Here is a 12440-nt window from a genome sequence, read left to right as displayed (position 1 = left end):
GTAATAATGGAGGTAACGGTAATATCACAGGTGATGTTAATACTTATATCGCCACAGGGACAAACGGCAATATTACCTTAACTGGGGGAACAACATCGGGTAATAAGATTGACTTACCTTCTGGTTTATTAACTACCGGAACCCTCAATTTAACTGCATCTCAGGGCAGCATTAACAACTATTTGGTTACTAATGGAGTAATTCAAAATGGTTTAATTAGTGCTACTACCATGAACCTCAATGCTAAATCTGGTATTAGTGCTAACCTGACAGCCACAACTTTGAATGTGACTAACAGCAGTAACGGCAATATTGACCTAGTTGTAGATCGGAAATCAACTACCGATGTTCAAGCCACAATTACCACAGCTAACGGTAATATTGACATTGATTCTGTGAACGGGATTCGGTTATTAAATGTCACTGCGTTAGGTTCAGGTAACGACATTAATATTACGGCTGGTGATACTGTTACTGTTGATAAACTCAAAGCGGCTGATCTTCTCAACATCACAACCAACGGTGCATTAACTCTGGATCTTGATACAGCCTTGGATTTATCTGCGGGTACTTCCATGACTCTCTCCGCAGGTAGCATCACTCGCAATAATACTAACCGGATTAGTGCCAATAGCTTAGATATTAATTCTGCTGGTACTGTTGATCTTCTTTACATCCAAGTTAGCAACCTCAGCTTTGAAGTTGGTGGCACAGGTAACGTAGATATTGACAACATTGGTAATCTTAACCTCACTGCCGGTCAAGTTGGCAATGGTAACTTTACCCTCAACAATAGCGGGACATTAACTGCAACCTTAGTTCAATCAACTACCAACTCTCAGGCGCATACCTTCAATTTAACTTCCTCTGGTAACATGACCATTGGCAAGATAGACGCTGGAGTTTATAGTGATTACGACGGTAGCGGTAACTTAATCTCCTACAGTCAGATTAACCTGACTGCGAATAATGGCGGTGACATACTTGCACTCAACTCTAATGATAATATTGCTGAATTAGTCGCTGTTAAAGCTAACCTTACCGCCACAGCTACAGGTAGTGATATTGGTTTGTTAGAAGTTGATTTATCGGAAATTACCGCCACTGCTGATGGAACTATCAACATTGAAGGTATCGGTAAATTAGCATCGGGCGCGAATCGCACCTTAAATGTGCCGAGTATGACATCTAACGCAGGTAGTATTTATCTATCCAATTTAGGCACGTTAAGCACTAACTCTGGTTTAAGCGTTCCCACTAGCTCAGGAACTATCCAATTAGTCAGTAAACAAGATGATTTGGTCATTGATCCTGCTGGTAGCGATAAAACCCTGAGCGCCAATACTTTAATTCTTCAAGCTACCCAAACCTTAGATATTGACTCAACCATTACCCTAGATGCTATTAACCTCACCCTTAATGGCGAAGGTGGTGTGCGTCTACCCATCATCAAGACAAATGATCTCACCTTTGAAGTAGGTTCAGATAACATCATCATTTCGCCTGAATCCTTTGCTAATCTGACTGCTAAGACTCCTGGTGGAGAAACTATCATTAATTTAGTGGCACGAGGTAACTTACAAAGCTCTGGTACTTATGCAGGTTATTATCAGTATCGAGATATCTACACCAACACGACCTATTATCTCGATAGCGCTGATATTTCCCAAGCTACTGTTTATAACACCGCTCTAACGGCTCTCACACAAGCACAAAAAGATAGTCTCACCTTAGCAGCCGTATTAAGTACCATTTCTTCCCAAGAACGGGAAACCCAAAGCGGTATGTATGCTTACTTCGATGACACTGACAATAATAATGTCTTCGATGGTAGTGAACGAGTTTATTATAAAGAATCTCCCGATAGCAGCACAGTTTATAGTCGTCAAATCAATCAATCTGGAAACTATAGTTCTGGTTACTATGCTTACTCTGTCACCGAAAATATAGCAGGTCAAGTTCCTGTTAATAAAATTATCTATACTACCGAGTCTGACTATAATGTAGTCGCACAAAACCCTAATTATACTGACGTACAAATCTTCTTTACCGCAGTTAGTAATGGCTTGAACCTGAAAGCGAAAACAGTCAGTAAGCTAGCCGGTAGTATTGAATTAGCACAACCTGTCGGCGAATTACAGGATAACACTACTAGCAGATTTAACGTCACTGCAACTAACCTCATCCTCAACGCCCAAAAAGACTTAGGTAATATCAACTTCCAGCAAATGTTAGCTACTGCTAGTTATGTGGAAATTAGCATGGGTGCTGATTTAGTCTTTAATGGTTCACCTAGTACATCTCAACTGGTTGTTGGTTCTACGGGTTACTATAATGGCAATAGCCTTATTGGTGGTAGTGTCACCACGGCTGAGGGTACAACCTTAAATGCGGGGACGATTGAAGTTACAGCCCTGAAAAATATTGATATTGACACAAACTCAACTAACCTGACAGCCACAGCAATGGGTAACGGTTACATCCGAGTTGACTCCACTGGGACTCTGACTCTCAATCAAGTTCAAACTGATGGAAGTGTGACTCTCACAGGTACAGGAATCCTCGGAGGTAACAACTCACGAGATATTCAAGCTAATGCTGTTAGTTTGACTTCTAGTAGTGGTATTGGTAGTAGTAGCAATAGTCTACAAATGACTGCTAATAGCCTGACTGTTCCCAGTGGTAGCGGTGCTGTGTATGTGGATAATTACGGTGCATTGAGTGTTAATGGAGTTAGTTTGAACAGTGGTAATCTTAATATTGCTACCCATAGTCCTTTGACAATTAGCGGAAGTATCATCACATCTGGTACCATTACCTTGAATGCAGGAGAATCTGCTAGTAGTGGCGATGATTTGACCATTAACAGCGATATTCAAGGTAGTAGCATCATTTTAACCGCAGGAGACAATTTCACACTGAACAACGCTTCAATTAAGGCTTCTGGTGCAGTCCAAATTACTGTAGACCAAGGTACAACAGATGTGGGCGTTGGTAGTACAGTCGGAATTTACGGTTATATCACTTCTACAGGCGTAACCATCAACACAGGTAACGATAACGATACCATCAATTTAGGCAGTTCTAGTTCTCCTTACAGTGGCGCGACAGGAACATTTACTGTTAATGGTGGTAGTGGCACAAATGCCCTCAATATTGATAATAGTGGCGATACAGTTGGTCGTTCTGCCACCGTAAGTTCAACCCAAATCGTCGGTTTGGGTGCAACTATTAACTACAGTCAATTTCAGGACATTAACATTAAATTTGGTTCTGGTAATGATGTGATCAATCCCAATTCAAGCGTTACTGCAAACTTAGTAGTTGATGGTAATACTGGTTATGATGTCATTGGCCAAGACTATTCCACCCGCACAGATAACCTTAACCTGACAATTGATTTAGTTAACTTTATCTCCAGTGGTGGTTTCGACTCTCAAGACTTTGAAGAATACGGTATTATCTTAGGCTCTGGTAATGATACTGTCACCTTAATTAATCCCAGTGTCAGCAATATTGGTGGTAACTTAAACTTCAGTATTAAAGGTAATGCAGGTAGCGATAACTTAAATCTCGACTACTCTAGTAATACCAGTGGTTATAACCAAAATGTGACGGTAAATAATACCTACGTTGACGGATTTGGTTTAAGTAGTCGTCTGCAATATAGCACCATTGAAGCTTTAGCTGTTCAACTCGGTTCTGGTGCAGATACTATTAATCTCACTAATAACTTTACTGCTGGTACATTAGACTTCAACACCGGCAGTGGTAATGATGCACTCACTCTCATAAGTAATTCAGGTCAAACAAACTTGTATACAGAAGCGGGTGCTGATACAGTCCGCGTTAAGACTATTAGTGGTGCAACAACAGTAAGTTCGGGTACAGAAGACGATAATATCCAGATTTATAACGACAGCAACACGGTAGATAATATTGCTGCTTTATTAACAATTAGTGGAGATGCTGGAACTGATACCATCACTGTTAATGATTCTAGTGATACCGACAATAATACAGGCATATTAACCAGCACCAATGTGACTGGTTTAGATATGGCTGGAAGTATTACCTACAGCAATGCGGAAACTCTGAATATCAATCTGGGTTCAGGTGCAGACGAATTCACCATTAACAGTACCCACACAAATCAAACCAATCTGAATACTAATGCGGGTGCTGATACGGTAACGATTAATGACGCGAGTGGTATATTATCAGTTAACAGTGGCGATGGTAATGATAACCTAAGGGTCAATGCAACTCGCGCTACGACTAACATTGATACTGTTGCTGGACAAGATAGCATTCGCATTAAGTCTATTGATGCCGCAACAACAGTAAGTTTGGGTACAGAAGACGATAATATCCAGATTTATAACGACAGCAACACGGTAGATAATATTGCTGCTTTATTAACAATTAGTGGAGATGCTGGGACTGATACCATCACTGTTAATGATTCTAGTAATACCAACGATAATACAGGCATATTAACCAGCACCAATGTGACTGGGTTAGATATGGCTGGAAGTATTACCTACAGCAATGCGGAAACTCTGAATATTAACTTAGGTTCAGGTGCAGACAACTTCACCATTAACAGTACCCAGACTGGACAAACCAACCTGAATACTAATGCAGGTGCTGATACAGTCCGCATTAAGACCATCAGTGGTGCAACAAACGTTTCCACTGGTACAGAAGACGATAATATCCAGATTTCTAACGACAGCAACACGGTAGATACTATTGCTGCTTCATTAACAATTAGTGGGGATGGGGGAACTGATACCATCACTGTTAATGATTCTAGTGATACCAACAATAATACAGGCATATTAACCAGCACCAATGTGACTGGTTTAGATATGGCTGGAAGTATTACCTACAGCAATGCGGAAACTCTGAATATTAATCTGGGTTCAGGTGCAGACAACTTCACCATTAACAGCACCCAAACTGGACAAACCAATCTGAATACTAATGCGGGTGCTGATACAGTCCGCATTAAGACTATTAGTGGTGCAACCAACGTTTCCACTGGTACAGAAGACGATAATATCCAGATTTCTAACGACAGCAACACGGTAGATGATATTGCTGCTTTATTAACAATTAGTGGGGATGCTGAGACTGATACCATCACTGTTAATGATTCTAGTGATACCGACAATAATACAGGCATATTAACCAGCACCAATGTGACTGGTTTAGATATGGCTGGAAGTATTACCTACAGCAATGCGGAAACTCTGAATATCAATCTGGGTTCAGGTGCAGACGAATTCACCATTAACAGTACCCACACAAATCAAACCAATCTGAATACTAATGCGGGTGCTGATACGGTAACGATTAATGACGCGAGTGGTATATTATCAGTTAACAGTGGCGATGGTAATGATAACCTAAGGGTCAATGCAACTCGCGCTACGACTAACATTGATACTGTTGCTGGACAAGATAGCATTCGCATTAAGTCTATTGATGCCGCAACAACAGTAAGTTTGGGTACAGAAGACGATAATATCCAGATTTATAACGACAGCAACACGGTAGATAATATTGCTGCTTTATTAACAATTAGTGGAGATGCTGGGACTGATACCATCACTGTTAATGATTCTAGTAATACCAACGATAATACAGGCATATTAACCAGCACCAATGTGACTGGGTTAGATATGGCTGGAAGTATTACCTACAGCAATGCGGAAACTCTGAATATTAACTTAGGTTCAGGTGCAGACAACTTCACCATTAACAGTACCCAGACTGGACAAACCAACCTGAATACTAATGCAGGTGCTGATACAGTCCGCATTAAGACCATCAGTGGTGCAACAAACGTTTCCACTGGTACAGAAGACGATAATATCCAGATTTCTAACGACAGCAACACGGTAGATACTATTGCTGCTTCATTAACAATTAGTGGGGATGGGGGAACTGATACCATCACTGTTAATGATTCTAGTGATACCAACAATAATACAGGCATATTAACCAGCACCAATGTGACTGGTTTAGATATGGCTGGAAGTATTACCTACAGCAATGCGGAAACTCTGAATATTAATCTGGGTTCAGGTGCAGACAACTTCACCATTAACAGCACCCACACAAATCAAACCAATTTGAATACTAATGCAGGTGCAGATACAGTTCGCATTAAGACTATTAGTGGTGCAACCAACGTCTCCACTGGTACAGAAGACGATAATATCCAGATTTCTAACGACAGCAACACGGTAGATAATATTGCTGCTTCATTAATAATTAGTGGGGATGCTGGAACTGATACCATCACTGTTAGTGATTCTGGAGATACCAACGATAATACAGGCATATTAACCAGCACCAATGTGACTGGTTTAGATATGGCTGGAAGTATTACCTACAGCAATGCGGAAATTCTGAATATTAACTTAGGTTCAGGTGCAGACGAATTCACCATTAACAGTACCCACACAAATCAAACCAATCTGAATACTAATGCGGGTGCTGATACGGTAACGATTAATGACGCGAGTGGTATATTATCAGTTAACAGTGGCGATGGTAATGATAACCTAAGGGTCAATGCAACTCGCGCTACGACTAACATTGATACTGTTGCTGGACAAGATAGCATTCGCATTAAGTCTATTGATGCCGCAACAACAGTAAGTTCAGGTACAGAAGACGATAATATCCAGATTTATAACGACAGCAACACGGTAGATAATATTGCTGCTTCATTAACAATTAGTGGGGATGCTGGGACTGATACCATCACTGTTAATGATTCTAGTGATACCAACAATAATACAGGTATATTAACCAGCACCAATGTGACTGGTTTAGATATGGCGGGAAGTATTACCTACAGCAATGCGGAAACTCTGAATATTAACTTAGGTTCAGGTGCAGACAACTTCACCATTAACAGTACCCAAACTGGACAAACCAATCTGAATACTAATGCGGGTGCTGATACAGTCCGCATTAAGACTATTAGTGGTGCAACCAACGTTTCCACTGGTACAGGAAACGATAATATCCAGATTTATAACGACAGCAACACGGTAGATAATATTGCTGCTTTATTAACAATTAGTGGGGATGCTGAGACTGATACCATCACTGTTAATGATTCTAGTGATACCAACGCTAATACAGGCATATTAACTAACACCAATGTGACTGGTTTAGATATGGCTGGAAGTATTACCTACAGCAATGCGGAAATTCTGAATATTAACTTAGGTTCAGGTGCAGACGAATTCACCATTAACAGTACCCACACAAATCAAACCAATCTGAATACTAATGCGGGTGCTGATACGGTAACGATTAATGACGCGAGTGGTATATTATCAGTTAACAGTGGCGATGGTAATGATAACCTAAGGGTCAATGCAACTCGCGCTACGACTAACATTGATACTGTTGCTGGACAAGATAGCATTCGCATCAAGTCTATTGATGCCGCAACAACAGTAAGTTCGGGTACAGAAGACGATAATATCCAGATTTCTAACGACAGCAACACGGTAGATGATATTGCTGCTTTATTAACAATTAGTGGGGATGCTGGGACTGATACCATCACTGTTAATGATTCTAGTGATACCAACGACAATACAGGTGTATTAACCAGCACCAATGTGACTGGTTTAGATATGGCTGGAAGTATTACCTACAGCAATGCGGAAACTCTGAATATTAACTTAGGTTCAGGTGCAGACGACTTCACCATTAATAGTACCCAGACTGGACAAACCAATCTGAATACTAATGCAGGTGCTGATACAGTTCGCATTAAGACTATTAGTGGTGCAACCAACGTCTCCACTGGTACAGAAAACGATAATATCCAGATTTCTAACGACAGCAACACGGTAGATACTATTGCTGCTTCATTAACAATTAGTGGGGATGGGGGAACTGATACCATCACTGTTAATGATTCTAGTGATACCAACAATAATACAGGCATATTAACCAGCACCAATGTGACTGGTTTAGATATGGCTGGAAGTATTACCTACAGCAATGCGGAAACTCTGAATATTAATCTGGGTTCAGGTGCAGACAACTTCACCATTAACAGCACCCACACAAATCAAACCAATTTGAATACTAATGCAGGTGCAGATACAGTTCGCATTAAGACTATTAGTGGTGCAACCAACGTCTCCACTGGTACAGAAGACGATAATATCCAGATTTCTAACGACAGCAACACGGTAGATAATATTGCTGCTTCATTAATAATTAGTGGGGATGCTGGAACTGATACCATCACTGTTAGTGATTCTGGAGATACCAACGATAATACAGGCATATTAACTAACACCAATGTGACTGGTTTAGATATGGCTGGAAGTATTACCTACAGCAATGCGGAAACTCTGAATATTAACTTAGGTTTAGGTGCAGACAACTTCACCATTAACAGTACCCACACTAGACAAACCAATTTGAATACTAATGCAGGTGCTGATACAGTTCGCATTAAGACCATCAGTGGTGCAACCAACGTCTCCACTGGTACAGAAAACGATAATATCCAGATTTCTAACGACAGCAGCACGGTAGATAATATTGCTGCTTCATTAACAATTAGTGGGGATGCTGGAACTGATACCATCACTGTTAATGATTCTAGTGATACCAACAATAATACAGGCATATTAACCAGCACCAATGTGACTGGTTTAGATATGGCTGGAAGTATTACCTACAGCAATGCGGAAACTCTGAATATTAACTTAGGTTCAGGTGCAGACAACTTCACCATTAACAGTACCCACACTAGACAAACCAATTTGAATACTAATGCAGGTGCTGATACAGTCCGCATTAAGACCATCAGTGGTGCAACCAACCTTTCCACTGGTACAGAAAACGATACCATCACAGTTGGCGACGACAACAACACAGTTAATAACATTGCCGCAGCACTGACCATAAGTGGAGATGCTGGGACTGATATCATCACTGTTAGTGATTCTGGAGATACCACCGCTAATACAGGCATATTAACCAGCACCAATGTGACTGGTTTAGATATGGCTGGAAGTATTACCTACAGCAATGCGGAAACTCTGAATATTAACTTAGGTTCAATTGCAGACAACTTCACCATTAACAGTACCCACACAAATCAAACCAATCTGAATACTAATGCGGGTGCTGATACAGTCCGCATTAAGACTATTAGTGGTGCAACAACAGTAAGTTTGGGTATAGAAAACGATAATATCCAGATTTATAACGACAGCAGCACGGTAGATAATATTGCTGCTTCATTAACAATTAGTGGGGATGCTGGGACTGATACCATCACTGTTAGTGATTCTGGAGATACCACCGCTAATATAGGCATATTAACTAACACCAGTGTGACTGGTTTAGATATGGCTGGAAGTATCACCTACAGCAATGCGGAAACTCTGAATATTAACTTAGGTTCAGTTGCAGACAACTTCACCATTAATAGTACCCACACTGGACAAACCACCCTGAATACCAACGCAGGTGCAGATACAATCCGCATTAAGACTATTAGTGGTGCAACCAACGTTTCCACTGGTACAGAAAACGATAATATCCAGATTTCTAACGACAGCAACACGGTAGATAATATTGCTGCTTTATTAACAATTAGTGGGGATGCTGGGACTGATACCATCACTGTTAATGATTCTAGTGATACCAACAATAATACAGGCATATTAACCAGCACCAATGTGACTGGTTTAGATATGGCTGGAAGTATTACCTACAGCAATGCGGAAACTCTGAATATTAACTTAGGTTCAGGTGCAGACAACTTCACCATTAACAGCACCCGCACTGGACAAACCAATCTGAATACTAATGCAGGTGCTGATACAGTTCGCATTAAGACTATTAGTGGTGCAACCAACGTCTCCACTGGTACAGAAAACGATAATATCCAGATTTCTAACGACAGCAACACGGTAGATAATATTGCTGCTTCATTAATAATTAGTGGGGATGCTGGAATTGATACCATCACTGTTAATGATTCTAGTGATACCGACAATAATACAGGCATATTAACCAGCACCAATGTGACTGGTTTAGATATGGCTGGAAGTATTACCTACAGCAATGCGGAAACTCTGAATATTAACTTAGGTTCAGGTGCAGACAATTTCACCATTAATAGTACCACTGCCAATGTCAGTAACTTAGTCATAATTAACGGTGGTGCTGGTAACGATAACCTGCAAGTAACAAACATCAACGGCTTGAATCAGCTAGTCGTAGTCGGGGGAATCGGAAATGACAACCTCACAGTTCAGCAATCTACCAACACCCACACAATCCTAGTAGGAGATGAAGCCACCATCCAATACACAGATAGTTGGCTGAGTCAAATTACCAGTAACAGTGGTAATGGCAACGACACCATTACACTAAACAGTGGCAAAAATACAGTCCTCGCAGGCGCAGGAACCGACACCATTACGACCAACAACGGCACAAACCGTAACATTCTTCTAGGAGACAACGGTATAGCCAAATTCAGTGCCGGGAACCTCACTCAAATTACTAGCACTGATAACGGTAGCGGTGGTCAAGATATCATCCAATTGAATGGAGGATTAGAAAACCTAGTCATCGGTGGGGCTGGCAGCGACACAATTACAAACGCTACACCAGGTAACAGGGGCAACAACGACAGCGATGTCATCTTCGGCGACGAAGCCGACCTCACCGTCACCAGCGACGGCTACGATATCACCTCCATTAACCCCAACAACGGTGGTAACGACACAGTACAAGCCCTAGACAATGCCCAAAAAGTAGTAGTAGGTGGCATAGGTGATGACAACATCACCACAGGTAAAGGCAACGACCTAATCACAGGAGGTAACGCCCGCATCCGTCGCATCTTCAACGGTGTTTGGAACTCCTTGATCACCTTCATCTCTGGTACAGGAACAGACAACGATATTCTCAGAGGAGGGGATGGTAACGACACAATCTATGGTCAAGCAGGAAATGACAGCCTCTACGGAGAAGCCGGAGACGATGTATTAAGCGGTGATGAAGGATCTGACTTTATTGATGGTGGTGCAGGAACAGACCGCATGAGTTACCAAAGCTCTACCAGTGGCGTAATCGTCAATATAGATAGCACCAAAGGCTATCAAGGTACGGATGGTATCACCTTTACCTCACTCACCCAGTCCACACCACTGGTTACCAACCTAGAACCAGTTTTTAACATAGCCGCTAACACAGCCCAAGACAGCTTTGGCAACCTTGACCAACTAGCCAACTTTGAAAACATCACCGGTTCAAACTATAACGATATCCTCATTGGTAATGCCCTTAATAACAAAATAGAAGGTTTGGCCGGAGACGACATTCTCATTGGTAACGCGGGCAATGACAGCTTAGAAGGCAACGAAGGCACTGATACCGTCAGCTACCGCCGCGACCCACTAGCAGTAATTGCTAACCTCACCACTGGCATTGCTACTGATGGCTTTGCCAATACCGACAGCCTCACCAACATTGAAAATTTAATTGGTAGTTCCTATAACGACGAATTGACAGGTAATACAGTCAAGAACCGGATTTACGGCGGTGCCGGCAATGACACGATTTTAGGTGGAGCAGGCAACGATGAACTCTATGGTGAAGATGGTAATGATACGATTACTACTGGCGCAGGTGATGACATTATCTATGCTGGTGAAGGGACTAACATCATTAATGCTGGTGACGGTAATAACACCATTTACGGTGGTAGTGGCAACGATACAATCACTACAGGCTCAGGTAATGACGTGATCTACGCCTTCGGGGGTGATAACATCATCAATGCTGGTAATGGACTAAACACAATTACTACTGGTGCTGGTAGTGATACCATCACATCTGGCAATGACAAGGACATCATTCAAGCTGGTGATGGCAACAATACGATTAATGCTGGCAATGGCGATAATGAGATTACTACTGGGGCTGGTAATGATAGAATTACCACTGATATTGGTAAGGATATAATCTTCGCTGGTAATGGTTACAACTACATCACGACTGGGGATGGTAATAAAAATATTACTGGTGGTGATGGACGTGATGATATCTTTACTGGTAGCGGTGATGATGTTATTATTGCTGGCAATGGTGACAATAATATTAATGTCGGCAATGGTGCTAATAATATCAAGACTGGTTCTGGTATTGACAGTATCACTTCTGGAAGTGGTAATGATATAATTGATGCTGGTAATGGTAATAATACTGTTAATGCTGGTGATGGCAATAATACTGTCACTACTGGCTCTGGTAATGACAGAATTACCACTGGTTCTGGTAATGATACGATTTACTATGGCGACGGTATTGATGTGATTAATGCTGGTCTTGGTACTAATGTTATCAAAAAGTCGAAGTCATAA

1 protein-coding gene (only partly in view) is annotated in these 12440 nt (G+C 41.4%); it reads left to right on the top strand.

What is annotated here, in order from left to right; translation table 11 throughout:
* A protein-coding gene (locus tag AA650_RS09510; RefSeq protein ID WP_053538825.1) for a DUF4347 domain-containing protein crosses the window boundary here: on the top strand, positions 1 to 12440 show its final stretch. It extends 24844 nt beyond the left edge of the window; the window shows 12440 of its 37284 coding nt (coding positions 24845–37284); its start codon lies off the left edge, out of view; its stop codon occupies positions 12438 to 12440.

Origin of the sequence: Anabaena sp. WA102 (genome assembly GCF_001277295.1) — a bacterium.
Classification (GTDB): Bacteria; Cyanobacteriota; Cyanobacteriia; order Cyanobacteriales; family Nostocaceae; genus Dolichospermum; species Dolichospermum heterosporum.
The sequence above is the reverse complement of the archived record's forward strand: the minus strand, read 5'-3'. Positions and strand labels throughout refer to the sequence as shown.